General features: G+C 41.6%; 21 protein-coding genes. 4 read left to right on the forward strand and 17 right to left on the reverse strand.

Going from position 1 to position 26,369, the window contains the following annotated elements:
- Positions 1-90 precede the first annotated feature (90 nt).
- From FE005_RS13390 to pcrA, 16 genes are all read right to left on the reverse strand, one after another.
- The gene (locus FE005_RS13390; protein WP_021149767.1) at positions 91-1,134 is read right to left on the reverse strand and encodes a SepM family pheromone-processing serine protease; all 1,044 of its coding nucleotides are present in this window, start codon (positions 1,132-1,134) and stop codon (positions 91-93) included.
- Positions 1,124-1,618 (reverse strand): pantetheine-phosphate adenylyltransferase, encoded by a 495-nt coding sequence (gene coaD / locus FE005_RS13395; protein ID WP_003126473.1) that lies wholly within the window; start codon positions 1,616-1,618, stop codon positions 1,124-1,126. Before coaD ends, FE005_RS13390 begins: the two co-directional genes overlap by 11 nt.
- A gap of 1 nt (position 1,619) precedes the next feature.
- Positions 1,620-2,174 (reverse strand): 16S rRNA (guanine(966)-N(2))-methyltransferase RsmD, encoded by a 555-nt coding sequence (rsmD, locus tag FE005_RS13400; protein ID WP_003126470.1) that lies wholly within the window; start codon positions 2,172-2,174, stop codon positions 1,620-1,622.
- 101 nt (positions 2,175-2,275) lie between these two features.
- The gene (locus tag FE005_RS13405) at positions 2,276-2,623 is read right to left on the reverse strand and encodes a YlbG family protein (protein ID WP_003126468.1); all 348 of its coding nucleotides are present in this window, start codon (positions 2,621-2,623) and stop codon (positions 2,276-2,278) included.
- Positions 2,595-3,038, reverse strand: coding sequence for a YlbF family regulator (locus FE005_RS13410; protein ID WP_003126467.1), 444 nt, complete (start codon positions 3,036-3,038; stop codon positions 2,595-2,597). The genes FE005_RS13405 and FE005_RS13410 overlap by 29 nt, the downstream gene beginning before the upstream one ends.
- Positions 3,028-4,158 carry a CAP-associated domain-containing protein gene (locus FE005_RS13415; protein ID WP_103299802.1) on the reverse strand — a complete coding sequence of 377 codons (1,131 nt, stop codon included), beginning with the start codon at positions 4,156-4,158 and terminating at the stop codon, positions 3,028-3,030. The genes FE005_RS13410 and FE005_RS13415 overlap by 11 nt, the downstream gene beginning before the upstream one ends.
- Before the next feature lie 16 nt (positions 4,159-4,174).
- Positions 4,175-7,603 (reverse strand): pyruvate carboxylase, encoded by a 3,429-nt coding sequence (locus FE005_RS13420; protein WP_138371997.1) that lies wholly within the window; start codon positions 7,601-7,603, stop codon positions 4,175-4,177.
- A gap of 21 nt (positions 7,604-7,624) precedes the next feature.
- Positions 7,625-8,788 (reverse strand): FtsW/RodA/SpoVE family cell cycle protein, encoded by a 1,164-nt coding sequence (locus FE005_RS13425; RefSeq protein ID WP_003126454.1) that lies wholly within the window; start codon positions 8,786-8,788, stop codon positions 7,625-7,627.
- Positions 8,789-8,790: 2 nt separating this feature from the next.
- Positions 8,791-9,090: a YlaN family protein gene (locus FE005_RS13430; RefSeq protein WP_003126453.1), complete on the reverse strand. Its 300-nt coding sequence runs from the start codon at positions 9,088-9,090 to the stop codon at positions 8,791-8,793.
- 376 nt (positions 9,091-9,466) lie between these two features.
- A complete protein-coding gene (locus FE005_RS13435; protein ID WP_003126452.1) occupies positions 9,467-10,501 on the reverse strand; it encodes a diacylglycerol kinase in 1,035 nt (344 codons plus the stop codon).
- Positions 10,502-10,511: 10 nt separating this feature from the next.
- The gene (gene gatB, locus FE005_RS13440) at positions 10,512-11,942 is read right to left on the reverse strand and encodes an Asp-tRNA(Asn)/Glu-tRNA(Gln) amidotransferase subunit GatB (RefSeq protein WP_003126451.1); all 1,431 of its coding nucleotides are present in this window, start codon (positions 11,940-11,942) and stop codon (positions 10,512-10,514) included.
- Positions 11,939-13,411: an Asp-tRNA(Asn)/Glu-tRNA(Gln) amidotransferase subunit GatA gene (gatA, locus tag FE005_RS13445; RefSeq protein WP_138371998.1), complete on the reverse strand. Its 1,473-nt coding sequence runs from the start codon at positions 13,409-13,411 to the stop codon at positions 11,939-11,941. Before gatA ends, gatB begins: the two co-directional genes overlap by 4 nt.
- Positions 13,411-13,716 carry an Asp-tRNA(Asn)/Glu-tRNA(Gln) amidotransferase subunit GatC gene (gene gatC / locus FE005_RS13450; protein WP_003126448.1) on the reverse strand — a complete coding sequence of 102 codons (306 nt, stop codon included), beginning with the start codon at positions 13,714-13,716 and terminating at the stop codon, positions 13,411-13,413. The genes gatA and gatC overlap by 1 nt, the downstream gene beginning before the upstream one ends.
- A 105-nt stretch (positions 13,717-13,821) precedes the next feature.
- The gene (locus FE005_RS13455; RefSeq protein WP_138371999.1) at positions 13,822-14,919 is read right to left on the reverse strand and encodes a CamS family sex pheromone protein; all 1,098 of its coding nucleotides are present in this window, start codon (positions 14,917-14,919) and stop codon (positions 13,822-13,824) included.
- Positions 14,909-16,939, reverse strand: coding sequence for an NAD-dependent DNA ligase LigA (ligA, locus tag FE005_RS13460; protein WP_138372000.1), 2,031 nt, complete (start codon positions 16,937-16,939; stop codon positions 14,909-14,911). The genes FE005_RS13455 and ligA overlap by 11 nt, the downstream gene beginning before the upstream one ends.
- A gap of 12 nt (positions 16,940-16,951) precedes the next feature.
- A complete protein-coding gene (gene pcrA / locus FE005_RS13465; RefSeq protein WP_138372001.1) occupies positions 16,952-19,192 on the reverse strand; it encodes a DNA helicase PcrA in 2,241 nt (746 codons plus the stop codon).
- Between the two features lie 167 nt (positions 19,193-19,359).
- On the opposite strand from pcrA, the gene FE005_RS13470 reads away from it, so the two are divergent.
- On the forward strand, positions 19,360-20,907 hold the full coding sequence (locus FE005_RS13470) for a ClC family H(+)/Cl(-) exchange transporter (RefSeq protein ID WP_060813319.1): 1,548 nt from the start codon (positions 19,360-19,362) through the stop codon (positions 20,905-20,907).
- 175 nt (positions 20,908-21,082) lie between these two features.
- Here FE005_RS13470 and FE005_RS13475 read toward each other — a convergent pair whose 3' ends face one another.
- Positions 21,083-22,549: an alpha-amylase gene (locus tag FE005_RS13475; protein WP_081132025.1), complete on the reverse strand. Its 1,467-nt coding sequence runs from the start codon at positions 22,547-22,549 to the stop codon at positions 21,083-21,085.
- 203 nt (positions 22,550-22,752) lie between these two features.
- Here FE005_RS13475 and FE005_RS13480 point away from each other — a divergent pair, with 203 nt between their 5' ends.
- From FE005_RS13480 to FE005_RS13490, 3 genes are read left to right on the forward strand one after another with little or no spacing between them, the layout of a single operon-like run.
- Complete coding sequence (locus FE005_RS13480; protein WP_003126440.1) at positions 22,753-23,508, forward strand: DeoR/GlpR family DNA-binding transcription regulator; 756 nt, start codon at positions 22,753-22,755, stop codon at positions 23,506-23,508.
- The gene (pfkB, locus tag FE005_RS13485; protein ID WP_113849632.1) at positions 23,505-24,419 is read left to right on the forward strand and encodes a 1-phosphofructokinase; all 915 of its coding nucleotides are present in this window, start codon (positions 23,505-23,507) and stop codon (positions 24,417-24,419) included. The genes FE005_RS13480 and pfkB overlap by 4 nt, the downstream gene beginning before the upstream one ends.
- A gap of 22 nt (positions 24,420-24,441) precedes the next feature.
- Positions 24,442-26,346 carry a fructose-specific PTS transporter subunit EIIC gene (locus FE005_RS13490; RefSeq protein WP_103299792.1) on the forward strand — a complete coding sequence of 635 codons (1,905 nt, stop codon included), beginning with the start codon at positions 24,442-24,444 and terminating at the stop codon, positions 26,344-26,346.
- Positions 26,347-26,369 lie beyond the last annotated feature (23 nt).

Below are 26,369 nucleotides of genomic sequence, written 5' to 3' on the forward strand. Positions count from 1 at the left end.
ATACAATCGTGACTTGATAAATTGTTTTTCTATTTGATGGATTCTTGCTTCCTGATGGGTTCTTGCTTCTATTTCGTTAAGTAAAATTTTTTATTTAAGCGTTTTGAGATAATCTAGTGCGTCTTGCACATTTGAGACTGGTACGATCTTCATGTCAGTCCCTAGTTTCTTCGCAGCTGCTAAAGCTTCTTGATAATTTGTTTTGATCGAAGGATCAACTTCTTTTTCTTCCTTCGTGATTTCATCCTCTGGTGCAAAAAAGATTTCTACACCACTTTCACTTGCGCTTGCTACTTTTTTATCGATACCACCAATGCGGCCAACGGTTCCGTCACTGGAAATCGTTCCAGTACCGGCAATATTATGCCCTTTACGCAGGTTTTGCTGCGTCAATTGTTCGTAGATTTCTAATGTGAACATCAAGCCTGCTGATGGCCCACCGATATTTCCTGCATCAATAACAATATCTTGATCTGAACTAATTTCCGTATGGTCAACTAACGAAATGCCGATGCCGGCTTTTTTATTCGATGGCAATTCAATCAGCGATCCGGTTGCTTCTTTTTCTACATCATCTTGGAGATACGTCACTTGGATCTTATCACCGACTTTTTGACTTTGAACATAATCAATAAAATCTTGACTGTTGTCAAATCGTTTTCCATTGACAGCTACTACTGTATCACCAACAGAAATTTTTCCTTTGAAGCTAGAGTTGGATTCTACACCCATAACATAAACACCTTTATAGTTCATTGTGTAGGGAATATCTGCTAGCTTCAGTGCTTGCTCAATGGCACTATTTTGAGAGGATTCCATGTAGTAACGTTGGATCCGATTGTACTCTTCATCCGTTGCACCGCCAAAAAGTTCTTCTTCAGAAACCAAGTCTTGAAATTGATTAAATTTACTGCCAATTGCCGTAAAAACGGTTGCCTGCCGAATACCGACACTGGTCAATGAAAACGAGCCATCGTTTTGATCTTTTTGGTCATTGACTGTAATTAGTTCTTTCAAATTGATCGTTGCCCCAGGCTGTTCAATATAATAAGGGATTGGTAAAAAGGCACAGGCGGCAACTACTAATGCTGCAACAAGTAATAAGGTATATTTAACGGTTGATTTAAGATTCATGAGCATCACGCTTCTTTACGATTGCTTGGTAAATATTTGGTGGTAAATAGGCTTCCACATCGCCACCGAAATGCAAGATTTCTTTTAGCAAACTTGAACTAATATAACTGTATTTGGCATTTGCCAATAAAAAGACTGTTTCGAGCGTCGGATCTAAGTGGTGATTCATTTCCATGATATCTCGTTCGTACTCATAATCCTTGACACTCCGAATTCCTCGCAGTAAAAATTGGGCACCCATTTTTTTGGCAGCCGTAACGGTCAATTCCGTCTCTTGCGCAACAACGCGAACATTCGGGACATGCGCTAGTGCCTCAGTGATCAATTCCACTTTTTCGCCACCGGTAAAGAAGTTGACTTTACTAGTATTCACAAAGACACCAATGATCAATTCATCAAAAAGGGAAGCTCCCCGTTCGATCAGATCTACGTGACCAGCAGTCAATGGGTCGAAACTGCCCGGAAATAATGCTATTCTCTTCATCTTATCCCTCATTTCTATAAATTGTGACTGCCGTAATCCCATAAACCTGCCGTCTACTTTGGACCAATGTGCCAATCCTCTCTGGCAAATCCACTTCTTTTGCTGTTTCGCAAACAATGACCGCATGAGTTGCCATAAGATCCGCTTGTACCATTTGTTCCAGCTGCAAAACCAGCTCTTGTTTCGCATAAGGAGGATCCAAAAAAATATAGTCGAACTGCTGTTGAGTGCCCACAAATTCTTTTAGGGCTTGTTTGGCATCCATTTTTAAAACAGTAAACTTTTCGGGCTCCTTTGTGATGCCAATATTTTCTCGAATAATCTTAATCGCTGGATAACTGCGATCGACACAGATGGCATGTGCGGCGCCGCGAGAAACAGCTTCAATAGCTAATCCGCCACTGCCCGCAAATAAATCCAATACTAAGCCGCCATCTAAATAAGGACCAATCATATTAAAAATCGATTCTTTCACTTTATCGGTGGTTGGCCGGGTATTATCCCCGCTTAAGCTCTTCAATTTTCTTCCTCGATAATCTCCTGCAACAACACGCATATGCGTTCCTCCAAAGGTTCCATAATTTCTTAAAAAAGTATTCCAGTGACCGTCATCTTTTTGAGCAACAAAAATGGGTGCGATTGGCACCCAAACTTTTGTTATACATTTTCTGCCAGTCGAATCGTCGTATTTTTTTCTTCCACATCAAATCCATCATCACTCACTTGGTATGCTGCGTCAGTGCCGATTTTTTCCGCAAAATTCATCTCAACATCTGGTCGATATGAAGGTTCCACTTGCCGTACGAAATGAAATTGTTCGATTTTATTTTTTTTCATTTCATAGTCTTCTTCATTCAAGTACATGACCACATATTTCATTTTGCGTGACACATAATGGACAAATCCGAATCTGCGTAAATTTTTTAATTGGCGTAAACTATAGACCCATACGATCAGTCCCCGTCGTTTTTGGATCTCAAACGTTTCTTTCGTCTCCTCTTGCATGACAACTTCCTCCACATGTTGATTTCGATTGAAAAAAAGGACTTCCAGCGTCCACTTTGACTTCCTCTGAGAAACAATCAGCAATCGACACTGTGATCTCATCAAGCAAGACTTGCAGCTGGTTTTCACTGTGTCGAAATTCTCCGACTTGAGGATTCAAATCAAGTGCCCTTTTGGCTTTGCGTAATGCCCGCTGCTGTTCTTTATACCCGGGAGCAAACGTGCCATAAGCAGCTATTTTTTCAAAATCGGTCTTTTTATGTACAAATGAATCAATTAATCCCAATACTTCTTGGTCTTGGTACATCGCCTTCTTGTTGTAACAATAAGAGCGAAACAACTGACTATTCTTGATACTGGAAATTAATTGTTCAATTTGGTCTTCAATTGCATATAAATGGTCATTATAAATCATCTGATGTGCTATCCTCTGTGTGTTCATTCTCATCTTCTTGGATTAAGACTACCATATTTGCTTTAGAAAAAGCAATTCCTATCTTCTCAGGGGTTTGATTCGATAAAACATTGTAAACCGAAGGATCACTATACCATGATAAAATCGTAAATGTCGGATCGTAGACAGGTGCTTCAAAGATGGAAGAAACGGTTGAAATTTCCTTTTCCTTTAAAATATCCTGCCATTCTTCTTGGGTCAGAGTGAAGGTGCTGGTTCGTTCTGCTGTCAATGCTTTTTGATAGGCATGAATCCGTTGAGATGTTAAGTGATCCGAAAGATTCTCCGTGATTTCTTGAAGGAGATCTTTGGCTTCACTATGAGTATCTAAAGCCATCCCAAAACTTTCCAGCTCTTTTTGATCACGCATTTTTTGGATGATCACAAAAGCTAACGTTTCTTTTTCAAGAGCAGCTGTTTCTTGGTTCACTGTTTGAGACTCTTGAAACAGCGGCAGCTCCCCTTCTGTTAATTGATAAGGAGACAGCTTCAATAATGTCGTTTGATCCAGATAAGTGACTGCTGCTAATTCCGATGTCGTTTGATCAAAAAACAAAACCGCGAAAGTGCCATTGTCAAACGCCACTAAGGGACGATAGTTCATATCTTGTTCCATAAGTTCAAAACTCACTGAACGATCATTTTGACTCAATGTAAAATTCGGATAGATCATCGTAAGCTCTGTAAGATCTGTCATTGTCATCCCAATCGAAAATGGGGCTAAGGATGCGCCGCCCTGGCCAATCACTTTGATTGCCTGAACACTTTCGCCGTCGGTGTTGATTTCGAGATATTGTTGATCATCTAGGTGATTATATACGCGAACTTCAAAGTCATATCCTGTGCGATACGTGCGTATCGGCGAGCCAAAATCTTCTTCAAAATCAGAAAGAGGTTCACCGATCGCTTTTGCTAAGCCATCTGCTTTGATTGGTTCATAATTCAAATTGGTAGGCGCTTTTACAGGATTATCAAAAAGAGGTCTTGAAGGAGAAACCCGCTGAAAAAATACTGGCTGCAGATAGACGACGACCAGCGCCAAAATAAACAAGCAGCAAAATAAAATTCCTCTACGTTTCATCTTCAAGACCTACTTCCTACTTCTCTTTGATTTCGATCAGCAAATCACCTGATGTGATGGCTTCTCCTTCTGCAACATAGACGTGTTCTACCACACCTGAGAAACGAGCTTCGATCGCTGTTTCCATCTTCATCGCTTCAGTTACTAGAACGGTTTGTCCTTTCGCTACCCGATCCCCTTTTTTGACTAATACTTGTAGAACAGAACCTGACATCGTTGCACCAATTTGTTCTTTATTTGTTGGCTCAGCTTTGCGTTTTGTTTGAACGGAGCTGATGATCGAATGATCTTTGACTAAGATCTCCCGACGTTGTCCATTCAAGTTAAAGAACAACGTGCGGTTGCCTTCAATATCTGGTTCGCCGATTTCATCCAAGCGGATGATCAAGATTTTCCCTTTTTCAAGTTCAACATTGATCGTTTCACCTAATCGCATCCCATTAAAGAATGTTGGTGTATCTAGGACCTTGACGTCGGCAAACTGTTCATATGCTTTTCGGTAGTCTAAAAAGACTTGCGGATACATCAAATAGCTCAATACTTCTTCTGTTTTAGGCTGGTAGCCGATCTTTTCTGCTAATTCGGCTTTGACTTTTTCAAAATCTACTGGTTCAGCAAACGCACCAGGACGTTCTGTGAATGCTGGCCGACCTTTCAGAATGATCCGTTGTAATTCTTTTGGAAAACCACCGACTGGTTGACCTAGTTCACCTTGGAAGAAAGTAACGACTGATTCTGGAAAACTTAAGGTTTCACCTTTATCATAAATGTCTTGTTCAGATAACCCGTTTTGTACCATGAAAAGAGCCATATCGCCAACCACTTTTGATGATGGCGTGACTTTGACGATATCACCGAACATCATATTGACTTCATGATAAACTTCTTTGATTCCGTCCCATTTTTCCCCAAGTCCCACTGCTTTTGCTTGTTGTTGCAGGTTCGAATATTGACCACCAGGCATCTCGTGTTTATACACTTCTGTCTGAGGAGCATTCAACCCATTCTCGAAAGGATGGTAATACATACGCACATCTTCCCAGTAATGATTCAACTGCTGGATATTATCGACATTAATTTCTGGACAACGTTCGCCGTTGACTAACGCATAGTAAAGGCTACTCATACTTGGCTGGCTAGTTGCTCCACTGACTGCAGACATAGCAACATCGACAATATCGACACCCGCTTTGGTTGCGGCAGAGTAAGTGATGATGCCATTGCCACTCGTGTCGTGGGTGTGCAGATGAATTGGTACATCAATACTCGCTTTCAGTTCACTGATCAAGCGATACGCCGCTTGTGGTTTCAGCAATCCTGCCATATCCTTGATCGCAATGATATGTGCACCAAGATTTTGCAACTCCTTGGCCATATCCTTATAATAATCGATCGAGTATTTTTGACGAGTCGGATCATTAATATCTCCGGTATAACAGATCGCTGCTTCTGCAATTTTGCCTGCGTCCCTTACTGCTTGGATGCTTTTTTCCATTTGCGGAACCCAGTTCAAGCTATCAAAAATTCGGAAGACATCGATTCCTTGCGCAGCAGATTCTTTGATAAATTCTTCTAACACATTATCTGGATAATTTGAATATCCCACCGCATTTGATCCTCGAAACAGCATTTGTAACAATGTGTTCGGCATTTTCTTACGAAACATACGCAGCCGTTCCCATGGATCTTCTGTCAAGAAACGGTAAGCAACATCAAACGTTGCTCCGCCCCACATTTCACTGGAGAATAGTTGAGGAATCCCCTCTTCTGTCAACGCAGCGATCTTCTTGAAGTCCTGGGTACGAACTCGTGTAGCTAGCAAGCTTTGATGCGCATCACGGAAAGTCGTATCCGTTAGTAAAACATTTTTTTGCTGATTGATCCAACGAATGACGCCATCAGCACCTTGAGTATCTAAAATGGTTTTAGCCGATACGAAATCAGGCAATGTCTCGATCTGTTGCGGGATTCTTGGATCATTATAAAATGGTTTTTTCTGTTTCTCGATTCCCGGAAAGCCATTGATCGTAATCTCACCGATATATTTCATTGTTTTATTTCCGCGGTCGCGAATGCGAGGAAACTCAAACAATTCAGGAGTATTATCAATAAATGTCGTTTTCGCTTCGCCAGAACGAAATTGCGGATGAGAAACAACATTACGCATAAAGAGAATATTGGTTTTGACTCCACGAACCCGAAATTCTTTCAAGCAGCGCATCATTTTTTGAATCGCTTGATCAAATGTCGCTGCATGGGTACAAACTTTTACCAGCAATGAATCAAAATAGGGAGTTACAACGGCGCCAGCATAGGCATTACCAACATCTAGCCGAACGCCAAAACCACCAGGTGAACGATAAGTATCGATTTTTCCAGTATCAGGCATAAAGTTATTGGCAGGATCTTCTGTCGTTACACGACACTGGATCGCAACCCCTTCAAAGTGGATATCCTTTTGTTGCGGGATGCCGATTTCTTTGTGCAAGTCTTTCCCTTGAGCAATCAAAATTTGTGTCGTTACAATGTCCAAGTTAGTGATCATTTCAGTAATGGTATGCTCTACTTGAACCCGAGGATTCACTTCGATAAAGTAAAAGTTGTCTCCTTCTACCAAAAACTCTACGGTTCCCGCATTGATATACCCGACATGTTTCATCAACTGTACCGCAGCTTGACAAATTTTTTCTCGTTGGGCAGCATTCATTGATACACATGGAGCGACTTCCACCACTTTTTGGTGTCGACGTTGGACAGAACAATCTCTTTCAAATAGATGGACAACATTGCCATGACTGTCCCCTAATATTTGCACTTCGATATGTTTTGGATTACTGATGTATTTCTCTACATAGACTTCATCACTACCAAATGCCGCTTTCGCTTCGCTTTTTGCTCGTTCGTAACCTTCACGGGCTTCTTTCTCATCGTGAGCGACCCGCATGCCGCGGCCACCACCGCCTAAGGCTGCTTTGATCATGATTGGATAACCATGGGTTTCAGCAAACAGCAAAACGTCATCAATAGTGTTGACGGGTCCGTCGGAACCTGGAATGGATTGGATACCAGCCTCGATTGCAGCTGTTTTGGCTTTGATTTTATCGCCAAAGATATCCAGATGGTGTGTCGAAGGTCCAATAAAAATCAAGCCTTCTTCTTCACAGCGTTGCGCAAACGCTAAATTCTCGGATAAAAATCCGTAACCGGGATGAATCGCTTCGGCACCGGCCTTTTTCGCGGTGCGAATAATATCTTCTATGTCCAGATAGGCTTCAATGGGGCGCTTGCCTTTTCCGACAAGATACGCTTCATCCGCTTTAAAACGATGGACTGAATATTCATCTTCTGCAGCGTAGATCCCCACTGTTTTGATGCCCAACTCTGCACACGCACGGAAAACTCGAATCGCGATTTCTCCACGATTAGCGACTAATACTTTTTTCATCATACCACTCCATTCCATTGATCAATAATTCAAACTATATTGTTTCCTCTTTTCTTCTGCACTAATGTTCAAAATAAAGCCGATACAAATCGACAACATTAACAAACTTGATCCTCCTTGACTCAAAAAAGGAAAAGTGATCCCCGTTAACGGAATCAAGCCGGTGATCCCACCTAAATTGATAAAGATCTGTGACATAAATAATGTCCCGATCCCAATACACATCATGGAATTAAAGGAATCTCTTGATCGAATGCCAATCAAAAACATTCTTCCTACCATATAAAAGAGAATCCCTAACAAAACGATTGAGGGAATCAAGCCAAGTTCTTCCATCACGATTGAAAAAATATAATCGGTATGGGCTTCATTCAAGAAGCCTCGTTTTTGAATACTATTTCCTAATCCGCGACCAAATAATCCGCCATTGAACATGGCATAATATCCATTGACCATTTGATGTCCTGTATCAAATTCATCGGCAAAAGGATTGGTGAAAGCGGCAAATCGATTGTAGATATATTCAGGCAGAAATTTCCCACCTGTCAAATTGACAAAAGTAATCGCCAAAAAACTAAAGAGAACTGTGGCCCCACCTAATATCAAGGTATACACATAGTTTAATCCGCTAGCCAGCAAAACCACAAAAGCCAGCATGAAAATAATAACAGCGTTCCCGAAATCGGGATAGAAGGCCAAAATCACTGTATAAGCCAATACGATTGCCATTGGTCTTCTCACAGAACCCCAGAAGTCTTGCTGGATGCCCTCTTGGCGATAAGAGAATGTGACCGACAAGAACCAAATGATAATAAACTTTAAGTACTCCGCTGGCTGAACAGAGAATCCTGCAATCGAGAGCCAGCCCCATGCACCATTCCTTTTTTGGAAGAAAAAGGCGGCGATCAAAAGAAAGAAAATAACGATCATGGCAATTTGGACAAACTTCTTATTGCGAAAGACATCAGTTTTCATCTTGTACATGATCGTGATCATAATCAAACTTACCACCCAAAAAACGGCTTGATTGATCACATAAGCTGCTGAAGTAGTCGGTGGCTTTGCTGTCATTGCGACATATGAGGTCGAACTGTAAACCATCATCAAACCAGTTACGCATAAAATAAGGTAAGGTATTAAAATGCTATAGTCTAAAAGGTGTCTTTTTTTAACTTTTTCTGGCAAGATTATGCCTCCTTGCCGATTTCAGTAGATTTTTGTTCTTCATATACTTCGCTATACAATTGATTTAGGTCTTTTTCCAGATCTGCCATCAATTGTTGGCCAGCAGCATTGTCTACAATACCCAAGCGTGTTGCGAAAGCGACTTGTCGTGATAAGCCATACATTTGTGTGTCAACGACTTCCTCGAATGCTTTACACTGAGCAATACACAAACTATTTTCTTGATTGCGAATCAATCGTTTGATTCGTTCGGCATCCTCTAAAAGCAGATTCAATGCCATTTCTGAATCAATCTGCGCCATTCTGGTCCCCCCATTTCTTAGTTTCATTATTATAGCATATTCTATACCGATTTGGCACAGTAGGATGCCATAAATTCAACCGTAAATAACGAACATAAATTTTTTTTTGCTAACAAAAAAAGCGAATTATCGACTGATATAAAAAAAAGAAGTATTTTCATTCGTTTTTTTCTGTTTCATTGGGTTCCGCTTTGCTTTGTAAATCGTGAAACATGAACCAATTGTGAAACATTTTTTGCGATTCTCTTAATAAGGAAAAAGACAAAAGATTGATCCAGCAGCCTTTATTGAAAAAAAAGAAGTGGAATTGTCCACATGTTCTTTTTTCCTTTCAAAAAAAGAACAGGAAGCGCACCGCTTCATGTTCTTTTGATTACTACTGTTTCTGCTTTTCACCGATAAAGCCATCACCGTTGATGTCCTCATCTGATAACCGTTCGACTTCTTTGATGAATCCCTGACTAAGTTCTTCGTAAGATTCCCCAACAACTGCGTCATCTGGAATTTGATCTAGGTTAGCAAAAAATTCAATATGATTATGCAAGTTGGTAAAGATCATCGGGGCATCGCCGCCGTATTCACCATCTAAATTGATCATCAAACGATCTTTTGCATCTGGCGCATCGACTTCCAAACGAGACGTTTTTGTATAGATCAAGCGTCGGTCATTGATATGTTTGCCACCGTTCATCATCAATGCAATCAGATGAACAATCTCAAAAATATTTGCCGTTTTCACTATGATCAGCGAAAATTTCCCATCGTCAAGTTTCGCATCCGGGGCGATTTGTTCAAAACCTCCCACTGAATTCGTCAATCCTAGGAAGAACATCGAAGCGCCGCCAATATATTCTCCATCGTCATATTTAAAGTGCATCTTGATTGGTTTGACTCGCGGCAACAATTCTGCGCCTTTTGCAAGATATGCCAAATAACCGAACACACTCTTCAACTCTGAAGGAACATCATAGGTCAACTCAGTCAGGTGTCCACCTGCAGCGATATTGATAAAATAATCCCGATCAGTTTTTCCAATATCCATTTTGATCGTTTGTTCCTTGAGAATGACTTCTGCAGCAGCCTTCACATCGTTTCTAGGAATCTTCAATGCACGAGCATAATCATTGGTTGTTCCGCCTGGGATGATCGCCATTTTGGGGCGCTTTTTTAGCGGAGCGATACCATTAACTACCTCATTAATGGTTCCGTCGCCTCCGGCTGCAACAACCAGATCAAATCCGGCTCTCCCTGCCCTACTCGCTTCATCGCGAGCAGAGAATGGGAGAGCAGTCGTCGCAAAAGCACTGGCTTCATAACCGGCTTTCTCTAAGACTTCTAATATATCGGCAAGATGTTTACGAATCAGTTCTTTTCCTGATGTTGGATTATAAATGACTCTGGCTCTTTTCATATTCCGCCTCTTATCGTTTTGCTAATTCTTCTTGAAGTAATTTGTTCACAACGCCAGGGTTCGCTTGTCCTTTAGTTGCTTTCATGATTTGACCAACTAAGAACCCAACTGCTCGGTCTTTTCCGTTCTTGAAGTCATCAACAGATTGTTGATTCTTATCTAAGACTTCATTGATCATTGGCAGAAGTTGTGCTGGATCGGATAGTTGGATCAATCCTTTCGCTTTGACAACTTCTTTGGCATCGCCGCCATTGGTGATCAATTCTTTAAAGACTTTTTTCGCAATCTTAGAACTGATCGTTCCATCAGCAATCAGTTGGATCATTCCTGCAAGATTATCCGGCGTTAATTTGGTTTCTTCTAATTCCAATTTTTCACTATTCAAGTAGGCCGAAACTTCACCCATCAACCAGTTTGATGCTTGTTTTGGTTCTGCCCCAGCATCGATGGTTGCTTCAAAGAAGTCGGACATTTCTTTGGTCAGTGTCAAGACCATTGCGTCATATTCTGGCAATCCAAGTTCGTTGATGTACCGTTGGCGGCGTTTTTGTGGAAGTTCTGGCAATGTTTGCCGTACTCGTTCGATCCATTCGTCATCGATAACAAATTTAGGAATATCTGGTTCTGGGAAATAACGGTAATCAGATGATCCTTCTTTGACCCGCATCAAGATTGTCTTATTAGTGGTTTCATCAAAACGACGTGTTTCTTGTTGGATCTCACCGCCAGAAAGCAATACTTTTGCTTGGCGTTTTTCTTCGAAAGCCAAGCCTTTTTTGACAAAGGACATAGAGTTTAGGTTTTTCAATTCGGTTTTGGTACCAAAAGCTTCTTGACCATAAGGACGTAAAGAGATATTGGCATCACAACGCATGGATCCTTCTTCCATCTTCACATCAGATACTTCTGTAAATTGGATGATAGAGCGCAAAGCTTCCAAATAAGCATAGGCTTCTTCTGGCGAGCGCATATCTGCTTCAGAAACGATCTCGATCAACGGCGTGCCCTGACGATTTAAATCCACATAGGAATAGCCGCCGATGCCATGCATATTTTTCCCAGCATCTTCTTCAAGATGAACCCGCTCAATACGGATTTTTTTCTTTTTGCCTGCTACTTCGATCTCGATCCAACCATCATGACCGATTGGTTGGTCAAATTGAGAAATTTGATAGGCTTTCGGATTATCCGGATAGAAATAGTTTTTGCGGTCGAAATGAGTATCTTTGGAAATTTCACAGTTTAACGCTAGTGCTGCTTTCATCCCAAATTCTAACGCGGCTTTATTCATCACCGGTAATACCCCTGGATAACCCCAGTCAATCACATTCGTATTGCTATTTGGCTCGGCACCAAAATGTGCTGGCGCCGGTGAAAAGATTTTTGAGTTGGTTTTTAATTCTACGTGGACTTCAAGCCCAATGACTGTTTCGAAGTTCATGCGTTATTCCCTCCTAAAATCACTGGTTTTTTCGTATGAAAATCAGTTGCTTGTTCAAACGCATAAGCCGCTTGATACATCGTTGCTTCATCAAAATGTTTACCAATGATTTGCAAACCGACTGGTAATCCTTCAGAAAATCCTGCTGGTACAGACATACCTGGCAATCCAGCCAAATTGACTGGAATCGTTAAGATATCATTCATGTACATTGTGATTGGATCATTGATATTTTCACCTAGACCAAAAGCAACGGTTGGAGATGCAGGACCAATAATCAAATCGTAATCAGCAAATACTTTGTCAAAATCTTGTTTGATCAATGTACGGACTTGTCCAGCCTTTTTGAAGTAAGCATCATAATATCCAGCACTTAATGAGAATGTCCCTAACATGATCCGGCGTTTTACTTCTTCTCCGAATCCTTCACTACGAGAATTGACATACACATCGTCTAGATTTTTTACGTTTTCTGAACGGTAGCCATAACGGATTCCGTCAAAACGTTGCAAGTTAGAACTTGCTTCAGAAGAGGCAATAATATAATAAACGGAAACGCCATATTTAGAATGAGGCAAGCTGACTTCTTCGACTGTTGCTCCTAATGCTCGGAATGTTTCTGCCGCTTTCAACACAGCTTCACGGACACCAGGTTGAATCCCCTCACCCATATATTCTTTTGGCAGCGCAACTTTCATACCTTTGATATCGCCAGTTAATCCTGCAGCAAAATCTGGTACTGCTACTCCAGCAGAAGTGCTGTCTTTGGCGTCAAATCCACTAATGGCAGACAATGCCAGTGCATTATCTTTTACTGAACGAGTCATTGGTCCGATTTGATCCAATGAAGAAGCAAACGCAATCAGACCAAAACGTGAAACACGACCATATGTTGGTTTCATTCCTACGATTCCATTGAAAGAAGCAGGCTGCCGGATCGAACCACCTGTGTCACTCCCTAATGAGACTGGTACTTGCCCAGCAGCTACTGCAGCTGCAGAACCACCAGAAGAACCGCCAGGAACTTTGGTATGATCCCACGCATTCTTTGTTTTTTTGAAGTAAGAAGTTTCCGTACTTGCTCCCATGGCAAATTCATCCATGTTCAATTTACCGACTGGTATCATGTCTGCTTGGTAGACTTTTTCCATCACAGTTGCATCATATATTGGTTCAAAGTTAGCCAAGATCTTAGATGCAGCTGTAGTCAGTAGGTCTTTGGTCACGATATTGTCTTTGATCCCAATCGGAATCCCTGCCAAAACATTGCTTTCAGAAATACCCTTCTCATCAATTGCTTTGGCTAATGCCATCGCGTTTGACTCGTTCAATGTAATAAAAGAATCCACTTTTGGTTCAGTCGCTTTGATTCGCTCGAATGTCTCTGCTGTCAAATCGACAGCTGAAATTTCTTTGGCAACAAGCATGCCATGGAGCTCTTCCAAACTTTTACTTACTAATTCTGTCATTACGCACCGGCCTCCCCATTATCAATAATTGCTGGTACTTTAATGAAACCATCTTCTGATTCCGGCACATTACGCATCAATTCTTGTCGGTTCCAGCCTTCTGCTGCGATATCTTCACGCATCACATTGATTGTTTCAGCAACGTTTGATGTAAATGGCACACCTTCTGTGTCTACTTCCTCTAAGGTTTCTACCATATCAATAATTTTTCCTAGCTGAGAGGTAAACTCATGTAATTCATCATCTGAGAATGATAATTTTGCTAGCTTGGCAACGTGTTTGACTTGTTCTTCGCTTATCGCCATAAAATCCTCCTCTTTCTCGCATCCATAAAAATACGTTTACGTTTTTCCAATGTATTGTATCACTTTTCCAGCAAATCATGAAATACATTTTGAAAATTATCATACTTAATTGAAAATGTAGGTCTCAATTTTTTCTGCTCCATCTTTACGGGCAATAAAAGCTTGCTGTTTCCCTAGAGAGCCAACTTGGACTTCGATCTCGCCAGGAACTCCTTTGAAGACAGATTCGACTTGCTTTGCGCTATACTGAACAAAACTGGTGATCTCGGTTTTACTGTAATAATTCGACTCGACTTTCAAAACAAGTTTTTGGAGTTGATCATCTACGTAATACGCATTGCCGGTCACACCACTCAAGTCAGGAAAGAAACTAATGACAGCATCACGAAATGTTTTGAACTTATTATCCAAACCATCATCGGTGGCAGCATTGGTGACCCCCGCAGCTACAGGTAAAATAATGTGGGCCTCTGCTACTTTCTCATACTGATCGATAGTTGTTCCTCCATCTTGGCTGACTGCTTGATAAACATAATCGCCTCCGGCGATATCATCTTTAGCAGCTTGTTCGAATAAACCGATCACGATAGGTACAGTCTCCAACCCTTTGATTTTTCTTACTTGTGTCAAAACAGCATTGACTGTCTTCCGCGCGTTTGCCATCCACTCATCACGAGAGATAGAAATGGTCTCGTCGCTGCCATAGTAGACGGTATTAAAGGCAAAGCCTAAACTAATACCTGCCAATGTTTTGCCGTCTTCTTTAATAAAATCTTGCTCCATCAATTGTTGAAAAATAAGCGGCTGATCTGAACCGGCAGGGTTAAGACCTTGCGGGTTATCATCAGAGACACGTTTCAGCCAATTCTTGATCGTATCAGCAGGAATTTTTTGACCTTCTTGAAAGTAGCACGTATCGACAGAAAAAGTCTGCTTGGACAGCCTCAGCAAGCCATTCTCAAAATTGGTTTGATTGAACCCGCTGTTCATTTGCTCTGCATTCAATCCTCTAGCAGCACTCGGTTGGTACTTGCCGTCTGTCATGACTGCCTGATAGACTGAATTATCGACACGGCCAGTGGTAATATTACCGCTGGCCGTCTCTTCACCTTCGTTGATATTCGTGATTCCTTTGTTGAGATTGCCGCAACCTGACAAAAAGCTTAACGACATCGCGACGATCAAGAAGTGTTTAATCTTCATGGTTATGGCTCCCTTCAATCGCTGCCACCATTTGATTCTCTTCCCAAACTGTAATGCCCAAGCTTTGCGCTTTCGTCAATTTACTACCAGCCTCTTCTCCCGCTACGACGATATCTGTTTTCTTTGAGACACTTCCCGTCACTTTGCCGCCAAGGTTCTCAATTCTTTCCTTTGCTTCTTCCCGAGTGAAATGAGTCAACTTTCCTGTTAAGACAACTGTCTTACCTTTAAAGGGTGAGTCAATAGCCGAGAGCTCCTCATTTTTTAAACCAAGGTAATCAAAATTGACCCCTGCTTTTTCCAACTCATCTAAAAGATCATGGACTTCTTCGTTGTTGAAATAAGTGACAACACTATCCGCGATGGTTTGCCCAATCGTTTCTAAAGAAACGATCTCCGACTCATCCGCTTTGCTTAGATTACGCAGATTGCGATAATGTTCCGCAAGAATTCTTGCTGCTTTAGATCCGACATGGCGAATCCCTAAGCCAAATATCAAACGCTCAACGGAATTTTCTTTACTGGCTTCGATTGCTGACAAAATATTGTTTGCCGATTTTTCTTTGATTTTGTCTAATGTCAACAATTGTTCTTCCGTCAAATAATATAGGTCTGCAACATCAGCAACTAAGTGCTTTTCATACATTTGTTCAAGAACTCGTGGGCCTAACCCTTCAATATTCATAGCATTTCGGGAAACAAAATGACTCAATCCTTCTTTCATTTGTGCAGGACACTTCGGATTAATGCAGCGCAGTGCCACCTCTTCATCTAAATGGACCAATTCACTGTCGCAAATGGGACAATGGGTAGGAATCGGATAGGGCTCACTGGCTTTTGACCGCTTATCCGTCAATACGTTGGCAACTTCTGGAATGATGTCTCCTGCTTTATAGATAATCACAGAGTCATTCAAGCGAATATCTTTGGCGCGAATATAATCGACATTATGCAGGCTGGCACGACTTACTGTTGTACCAGCTACTCGAACCGGCGTCATGACCGCTGTTGGTGTCACAACACCTGTGCGTCCAACTGTCCATTCAATATCTTCAATGGTCGTTTCTGCTTCTTCGGGTGGGAATTTATAAGCTGCCGCCCACCGAGGAGCTTTAACCGTAAATCCTAGTGTATCTTGATCGGAGAAGTCATTGACTTTGATGACAACGCCATCGATTTCATAAGGCAGCTCACTGCGTTTTTCGCGAAATTCTTCAATATACGCCCAAACTTCATCGATCGTTCGGCACAAACGCCGTTCATGATTTGTCCGGAAACCCAAACTGTCTAATTCATCAAGCGCTGAGAATTGATCGTGTGCCTCGATAGGACCGAAATCTGCCAGAGTATATAAGAATGTGCTCAAATTACGGCTGGCAGCAATCCGTGTATCCAGTTGCCGCAAGCTTCCTGCTGCGGCATTTCGAGGATTGGCAAATACCTCTAAGCCCTCTTCTTCCCGTACTTGATTCAAACGGATGAAAGAAGCTTTAGGCATGTAACATTCGCCTCGGACTTCTAATGAAACAGGTTCTTTCAATTTTAATGGAATTGACTTGACTGTCTTCAAGTTTTCCGTAATATTCTCGCCGACTGTTCCGTCACCCCGTGTTGCACCACGCACAAACCGTCCATTCTCATATTTCAAAGAGATTGATAGCCCATCGATCTTCAATTCACAGACATAATCAACGGCACGACCTAGCGCTTTTTGGACTCGCGCATCAAAAGCGATGATTTCTTCTTTATCAAACACATCATTCAAACTGTACAGAGGAATATCATGGATGACCTTTTCAAATCCAGGCAGAACGATTCCACCCACTCGCTGAGTAGGAGAATCTTCTGTGACCAGCTGCGGGTAATCCGTTTCTAATTGAACAAGTTCTTTATAAAGTCGATCATAGACGTAATCTTCGACAGACGGCTGATCCTTCACATAATACTCATAGGCATATTGATTCAAAGTGGTTCTTAATTCTTCCGCTCGTTGTTGAACTTCAGTTGATGGCACAGCCATTTCGATTCCTCCTTATAGTTTTTCGATCGGAGCAAATGCTGCAAGCAGCCGTTTTACTCCTTGTTGGGGAAAAGCGACATCTAATTCTAGATCCTGGGCGGCCCCTGTGGTCCGAACGATCGTGCCGACACCCCATTTTTTATGGTTGACTTTTTCCCCCACTTGCCATTGATTGCCGGCTGCAGTCGTGGTTTGTCTCGACGAAACAGTGGACTGACGAGGTTGGGTATACGTTGGTTTGAAAACTTTAGGCTGAAAGGAAGCAGCTGCCCCTTTCGGCTGAGTTCTTTCTCCCAGTGACTGCAGAAGATCTTGTTCAATCTCTTCCACAAACCGAGAAGGACGATTGTATTGAGTGCGTCCATACAATGTACGAGAAAATGCGTTTGTCAAGAATAGCTCTTCTTCTGCACGAGTAATCCCCACATAAGCCAAACGACGTTCTTCTTCCAGTTCGCTTTCTTCCATCAATGCTCGAGATAACGGGAAGATGTTCTCTTCTAACCCAATCAAAAAGACCACAGGAAATTCCAATCCTTTTGCCGCATGCAATGTCATTAATGTCACTTGACTGCTTTCTTCTTCATAGGAATCAACATCGGAAAGTAAAGCGAGGTCATTGAGGAAGACAGTTAATTTTTCTTCTGGCGCATCGGCATCATCTTCATTTTGCGCCTCAAAGCGTTTGTCAAATTCTTGGGTCACTGTTAAGAACTCTTCCAAGTTCTCCAGCCGGGATTGTGATTCCAGATTGTTCTGATTGATCAAATCTTGTTTGTAACCTGTTTTATCCAAAATTTCTTTCGTCAGTTCTGTCACTGACAGATAAGGAATCATTTGGGCAAACTGGTCCATCATCATGCCGAAGCTACCAAGTTCTTTGCCGGCCTTGCCTGAGATATTGGCTAAATCGACATTCATCGCAGCTTCTAACAAGGACCATTCATGAAGCGAAGCAAACTCACGAAGTTTTTCGACAGAAGTCGCCCCGATACCACGTTTAGGCACATTGATGATCCGTTCTAGACTTAGAGAATCGCTTGGGTTAGCAATGGCCGAAAGATAAGCCAAGATATCACGGATTTCTTTCCGATCATAGAATTTGCGTCCGCCCACCATTGTATAAGGCACGTTTGCTTTTAATAGCATTTCTTCAATCACCCGGGATTGAGCATTGGTCCGATACAAAACAGCAAAGTCGCCGAATTTACGTCCTTTATCTGCAATTTGTTTTTGCATCTCACTGACAATAAAACGAGCTTCATCTCGTTCACTATCCCCGCGATAGTAAGTGATTTTTTCACCGGCTCTATTTTCAGTCCACAAATTTTTGTCTGGACGGTTGCGGTTGTTTTGGATGACTTGATTCGCAGCATTCAAAATCGTCTGAGTTGAGCGGTAATTTTGTTCCAACAAAATCACTGCTGCATCCGGATAATCTTTTTCGAAGTCCAAAATATTTTGCATATTGGCACCCCGCCAGCCATAGATACTTTGATCCGCATCTCCCACGACACAAAGATTTTTGAAGCGGTCCGCTAATAAATTAACAAGCGTATATTGGGCATGATTCGTATCTTGGTATTCATCCACATGGATATAGTGAAATTTTCGTTGATAAAACTGCAGTGCATCTTCATTTTCCTTGAACAAGCGAATGGTATTCATGATCAGATCATCAAAATCCATACATTGATTATTTCGTAATTCCTTTTGATACAGCGCATAACAGCGGCCTACGATCTGTTCAAACAAGCTCCCTTGTTGATTTTCATAATCTGCCGGAGTCAACAATTCATTTTTGGCATTAGAGATCGCTCCTAAAATGGAACGCGGGTCATATTTTTTTGGATCAATATTTAACTCTTTTAAGACTCGTTTCATCAAAGTGTTTTGTTCAGAGGTATCAATGATCGTAAAGTTTCTAGAGTAGCCGATCTGATCAACATCTCTTCGTAAAATCCGGACACACATCGAGTGAAACGTAGAGACCCATACATCTTCTCCCCCAGATCCAAGAAGCTGATTCACCCGTTCTTTCATTTCTCTAGCCGCCTTATTCGTAAAAGTAATGGCTAGAATATTCCAAGGATTGACATTTTTTTCTTCAATCAAATAAGCAATCCGATGGGTTAAGACCCGCGTTTTGCCACTACCGGCTCCGGCCATTAACAACAGAGGTCCTTCTGTATGCATCACGGCCTCTTTTTGCCGGGGATTCATATTCGCAAGTAATTCGTTTTTGGATGACATGGTTTTAACCATCCTTTCTTTCTCAATCCATTCAATTATAGCATTATCCGATTGTAGGGAAAACCGAACGCCTTGAAAAGTTGCTAAATTTTTCTTTTTTGTCCTTCAAAAAAATTCCTTGTTATCTATTCAAAAAAGGGCTAAATTAAATAAGGAAAGTGAGGAGTTTGATGAAGAAACATGAAATCCATTATTTAGATACAACCCGCCTGGCCTTTATAGGCAAAGGAATCTTGGTAGGAGCATTTGTGGGGATCGTGGTTAGTTTGTTTCGCCTTGCGATTGAATGGATAGGCGAAAAAGTTGCTGCTGTCTATCGACACCTTGCTGATCATCCAGATCAGATCATACTGTGGGTAATTCTCTCTATCATCACTGCAATTATTGTGATCCTTTTAGTAAAATCAGAACCTCAAATCAAAGGCAGCGGTATTCCTCAAGTTGAAGGGAAGTTAAGTGGCGAGATCGATTATAATTGGTTCTCTGTCCTTTGGAAAAAGTTTATCGGGGGCATTTTATCCGTCGGATCGGGTCTTTTTTTGGGGCGGGAAGGTCCTTCGATTCAACTAGGTGCTGCTGTCGGACAAGGTTTAAGTCAGTTCTTCAAAGCCCCAAAGTCAGAAGAAAAAATATTGATTTCCAGTGGTGCCAGTGCAGGATTGTCGGCGGCTTTCAATGCACCGATTGCCGGTTTGCTGTTCATTTTAGAAGAGATCCATCATTCCTTTTCACCTCTTGTATGGCTGACATCTTTTGCTTCAGTAATTACCGCCAACTTTGTCTCTTTAAATTTTTTTGGATTGAAACCTGTCCTTTACCAAGGAAAGATCAATGACTTGCCTTTGAAATATTACGGTGCTTTAGTCATCTTAGGTATCTTACTAGGGATCTTAGGACGATTTTACCAGTGGACATTGCTGTCTTTGCCTAAATGGTATGGAAAACTACCCATATCCTCTGACTGGTATGGATTGATTCCTTTTGTGCTGATTATTCCAATCGGTCTATTTTTACCAGACTATTTAGGCGGCGGGAATCAAATTATCTTGACTTTAGGAGAAACCGGGGCTCCCCTGTTGTTTTTGGTCATGTTGCTGATTTTGCGTTACTGTTTTTCCATGATTTCATATGGAGCTGGACTGCCTGGGGGGATTTTCCTACCTATCTTAACATTAGGTGCGCTGATTGGTGCGATCTTTGGTACCTTTTTGGCACAGTCGATCGGTCTGGATCCTATTTATATCAAGAATTTCGTGATCGTAGCAATGGCTGGTTATTTTACAGCGATCGGTAAGGCTCCTTTAACTGCTATTATTTTAGTAACAGAGATGGTTGGATCAATCAATCACCTAATGCCGTTAGGACTAGTTAGTTTAGTAGCTTATATCGTGGTCGATGGTCTTGGTGGTCATCCTATTTATGAGTCTCTCCTTGAAAAGATGCATAAAGAACCCGCTGTGAATATCCGAGGAACGAAAACAGTGATCGAGTATCCGGTAACCGCAGAAAGTTCATTTGATGGGATGGCCGTTCGAGACTTTCCTTGGCCAGAAAACATGTTGCTGATTTCCATTCGTCGTGGCGAAAACGAAATTTTGACCCGCGGAGATACGATCATGAAAGTTGGTGATGCCCTTTTGATCTTAACGGATTCGAATAGTGTTTCGGAAGTGAAGAAAAAAATCAGCTATTTAGCTGATGGTCCTCTGACTTAAACATTGGCTGCCAAATTGCCGTCAACATCCTCCTGTCTTTATTTGTCGATCAGAAAAAAATCGAAGGAGCAAAGCTGCAGACACATGTTCTGCAGTTTTGCTCCTTCTTTCATTGCCATACAATCGCTGTCGTATAATATTGCCAAACGGTTCTTTCTAAAATCAGCTTCTGAAATTAGCTATAGTATTTTTCCACCAAACGTTCATCCACATAAACGGAAACTTGACCGTCATTGACTGGGAAAATTCCTTTACCTGTTTCGTCTAAGACAACTTTTGCTTCATTATTTTTCAAAATATCTACGTAAGTTTCACCACCATGAATGGCGCTGATGGTCATTTCTTTCTCAGCACCTTGGGCATTCGTCATGACCACGGCCAAGCCAGACAGTTCGTGCTCATAATCTCCTGTCAGTACCCAACCGATACAATTTGGGTCATCGAAATAATCAACTTGATTGCCAAAGGAGATTTTCTCACGCAATTTCAGGAGATTTTCTAAATCTTCTCCAACTGGTTCAATACCTTGTTCAGGAATACCGAATAGATCCCCCCAGAAAACAACTGGTACTCCAGCTTTTCGCAACAAGATCAACGCATAGGCATGCACTTTAAACCAGCCATCTACCCATGACTGTAAACTCTGACCGACTTGCGTATCATGATTATCGACAAAAGTCACAGCGTAGTCTTCTCGAGAAGCAGTCAATGTACCTGCAAAGATTTGACTCATATCGTACGCACCATTCGAATGAGATGCTTCATAGAAATTGTAATGCAGTGGCACATCGAACAGATGGATCAGATTTCCGGAAGAATCGAGATACTCTTCTAGTTTCGGCAGATCACCCGACCAATATTCTCCCACCACAAATAAATCTTTGCCTTTTTCTTCCCGGCGATTCAAAAGCCAATTAACATAATAATTAAACTCAATATGTTTGACAGCATCTAGGCGATAGCCATCCACATTCGTTAACTCTTGATACCATTTGCCCCATTTATCCAGCTGTTCGATAGTTTCTGGATTCTCCATATCCAAATCACAGCCCATTAGATAATCATAGTTGCCCATCTCATCATCCACTTGATCTTCCCACCCTTTTTGGGCAAAGTTAAACAAGGCATGATCGTTGGTTCGGTCATCATAATCAACGCCAGAAAAATTTTTCCACGTCCAGACATAGTCATTGTATTTCCCTTTTCTTCCAGGGAAAGTGAACTTCGTCCAAGCTTCGATCTCTTCTTCATCACTTATCGGCTTGTTGCGATTGTCCCAACTGTATTTGACCGCTGGTGCCGTTTCTTTTTCATCGGCTCCTATCAAATGATTGAATACAATATCTGCGTAAACCTCCAACCCTTGATCTTGCAACGCTTTGATTGCTTCAAGATATTCATCTTTGGTTCCGTACTTGGTTGGTATTGATCCCTTTTGATCAAATTCTCCAAGATCGTAGTAGTCGTAGACACCATAGCCAACATCTTCGACGCCCGCTGTACCTTTATATGCAGGAGGCAACCATACCGCTGTAAATCCATAATCTTTAAGCTCACTACTCATTTCTTTCAATCTATTCCAATGTTGACTGTCTGCAGGCAAGTCCCATTCGAAGCCTTGCAATATCACTTCATTCTTCATATAATTCCCCCCTTAAAATAATTAAGCCAAAGAATAGCCATTCTTGTCAAATATTAACCCATTTCGATTCTTTTCTGAGTAATTTTCCGACCGTTTTTGACCGTTTAAAAATGTATTACCCTTACATTTTGACCGTTTTTAACCGATTGTGATTGATTATGACTGTTTTATGTGCTATCATAACAATTGAAGAGGTGATGTAAATGCTTACAGAAGAGCGTCATCAAAGGATTTTAGCCCTTTTAGAAGAAACGGATATCGTGAAAGTCAGCGAATTGATCCATCAATTACAAGCATCTGAGTCCACTATCCGTCGCGATTTACAAGAACTTGAAGCACAGGGAGTTTTGGTCCGAATCCATGGAGGTGCCAAAAAGATCCAGCACCTTGGATTTGAACCCAATATGAAAGAAAAAACGCAAAAGTTCCAAGTAGAGAAACAAAAAATCGCCCAATATGCCGTCTCATTGATCAAAAAGGATGAGGTCATTTACTTGGATGCTGGAACCACAACTTTAGAAATGATCCCTTTCTTGTCATCGATCTCAAATGTGAAGGTTGTAACCAACTCTGTCAAACATGCGGCATTACTGATCGATCAAGGAATCGAGACATTGATTTTAGGAGGAACGATCAAAATCAGTACGAACGCTGTCTTGGGGAGCGGTGCCAGTGAGCAATTGCGAAAACTGCGCTTCAATCGCTGTTTTATTGGAATGAATGGTGCTCATGTAGACGCAGGCTTTACGACTCCAGATCCTGAAGAAGCAATGATCAAAAAAATCGCGATTGAAAATAGTCAAAAAGCTTATGTATTACTGGACCATTCTAAATTTCAACAAACTACTTTTGCTCAAGTTGCTGCCATTGAAGACGCAGAGATTATCACAGACTTCTGTCCGAAAAACTATGCGGCTAAATTTCGAACACAAACAACTATTATGGAGGTATCCGAATGATTTATACTGTCACACTCAACCCATCAATTGACTATATTGTCCACGTCGAAGCATTACAATTGGGCGAACTTAATCGAATGAAGCAAGACTTTAAACTTCCTGGCGGCAAAGGCATCAATGTTTCTCGTATTTTACAGCGGATCCAGATCCCTTCCACTGCACTTGGATTTATTGGCGGATTCACTGGACGTTTCATTGAAGATTGGCTGATCAATGAAAGAATCACGACCGATTTCACACAAGTTGCTGCCGATACAAGGATCAATATTAAATTAAAATCTGGCGAAGAAACTGAAATCAACGGATTAGGGCCAACAATCTCAAAGGATGAAAGTCAGCAATTGAAAGACAAACTGTCTTCTCTTACCAAGGAAGATATCGTCATTTTTTCTGGTAGCAAACCAAATGGACTGACGGCTGACTACTATCAAGAGTTGATCGCCATCGTCAAAGAAGCTGGAGCCGAGTTCGTCATTGACACAACGGGTCCAGAGTTGTTCGCAGCATTACCCGACCAACCGTTGCTGATCAAACCCAACAATCATGAATTAGCGGAATTGTATCAAACGACATTCCACTCCTTCGAAGATATTTTACCTTATGGACAAAAATTAATCGCTGATGGCGCCAAGAATGTCATTGTCTCCCTTGGCGGAGATGGAGCCATTTTGTTTACTGGAAACGAAATCTACCGCTCGAATGTTCTGAAGCGTTCACTGAAAAACTCGGTTGGAGCTGGCGACTCAATGATTGCTGGCTTTATCGGACAATATACAGCAACAAAAAATGCACTGGAAGCCTTTAAATGGGGAGTTGCTTGCGGCAGCGCCACTGCTTTTTCAGATGATTTAGCCACATCAGCATTTATTCAAGAATTATTGCCAGAAGTTGTTATTGAAAAGATACTTTGACTTAACATAAGGAGGATAAATAATGAAAATCAACGATTTACTCTTAAAAGATGCCATGATCATGGACCTTCAAGCAACGGATAAAAAAGGTGCGATTGACGAAATGGTTGCCAAACTTTATGAAGTTGGCCGCATTTCAGATATTGCTGTCTACAAAGAAGGGATCTTGGCTCGCGAAGCCCAAACATCAACCGGTCTTGGCGACGGTATCGCAATGCCTCATGCGAAAAATCAAGCAGTCAATGAAGCGACTGTTTTATTTGCTAAAAGTAAAACCGGTGTGGATTATGAGGCACTGGATGGTCAACCTACTTACCTCTTCTTCATGATTGCTGCTCCTGAAGGGGCTAATGATACCCATTTACAAGCCTTAGCTGCTCTTTCCCGCTTGTTGATTGATCCAGAATTTGTTGAGAAATTAAAGAAAGCACCAACTGCGGATGCAGTCCAACAACTATTTGCTGAAGCAGAAGTACAAAAAGAAGAACAGACAGATGTCACAACTACAGAGTCAGTGAGTGATCGCCCTTATATCGTTGCTGTTACAGCCTGTCCAACAGGTATTGCTCATACTTACATGGCTGAAGATGCATTAAAGAAAAAAGCCAAAGAACTAGGCGTAGAAATCAAAGTTGAAACGAATGGTTCGGAAGGCATTAAAAATCGATTAACAGAAGAGGACATTGCGCGAGCAGCTGGCGTCATTGTCGCTGCTGATAAAAAGGTCGAGATGGATCGTTTCAACGGCAAACATCTAGTGAATCGTCCTGTTAGTGACGGGATTCGTAAGACGGAACAACTGATCAATGAAGCTTTAAGCGGTGATGCTCCTGTCTTTCACAGTAGCGGACAAACAGTTGCAGAAGAATCTTCTGCTGATGGTACGTTTGGTCAACGAATCTATAAAGATTTGATGAATGGTGTTTCCCATATGTTGCCATTCGTTATTGCAGGCGGAATCATGATCGCTATTTCCTTTATGGTCGATCAATTCATGGGTGTACCGCAAGACGCTTTAAATCAATTAGGTAGTTATAATCAACAAGCTGCTTGGTTCAATCAAATCGGTAATGCCGCTTTCGGATTCATGTTACCTGTCTTGGCTGGATTTATTGCATCGAGTATCAGTGATCGCCCAGGTTTGATCGTTGGTTTTGCTGCTGGCGCATTGGCAAACAGTGGTGGCGCAGGATTCCTTGGTGCATTGATTGGTGGATTTTTAGCAGGATATGTCATCAAATTCTTGCGCAATCTTTTCAAAGGTTTGCCTAAGTCATTAGACGGAATCAAAACGATTCTCTTTTACCCTGTTTTTGGTTTGTTGATTACTGGGTTCCTCATGCTAATGATCAATGTCCCAATGAAAGCGATCAATGACGGCTTAAACAGCTTCTTAACAGGATTGAGTGGAACAAATGCCGCTTTACTAGGTGCTCTGTTAGCAGCTATGATGGCAGCCGATCTAGGTGGTCCAATCAACAAAGCTGCCTATGTGTTCGGTACAGCAACACTTGCCACAACGGTTGCCGAAGGTGGTAGTGTCGTAATGGCCTCAGTCATGGCTGGTGGAATGGTGCCGCCATTGGCGATCTTTATCGCAACAGTTTTATTCAAAAATAAATTCACTAAAGATCAAAAAGAAGCAGGTTTGACGAATATCGTGATGGGCTTATCTTTTGTTACTGAAGGTGCGATTCCTTTTGCAGCAGCTGATCCTCTTCGGGCCATTCCAAGTTTCGTGATTGGTTCTGCTTTAACTGGTGCCCTAGTCGGTGCATTCAATATTCAATTGATGGCTCCTCACGGCGGGATCTTTGTGGTCCTTTTACTATCAAAACCATTATTATTCCTATTGTTCATATTAATTGGTGCGATTGTTTCAGGAATCATCTTCGGTTTGTTAAAAAAAGAAGTAACTACCGCTTAATACGTGTTGTGTGAAACAACTAG

This window comes from Enterococcus sp. M190262, assembly GCF_005843965.1.
GTDB lineage: Bacteria > Bacillota > Bacilli > Lactobacillales > Enterococcaceae > Enterococcus_D > Enterococcus_D gallinarum.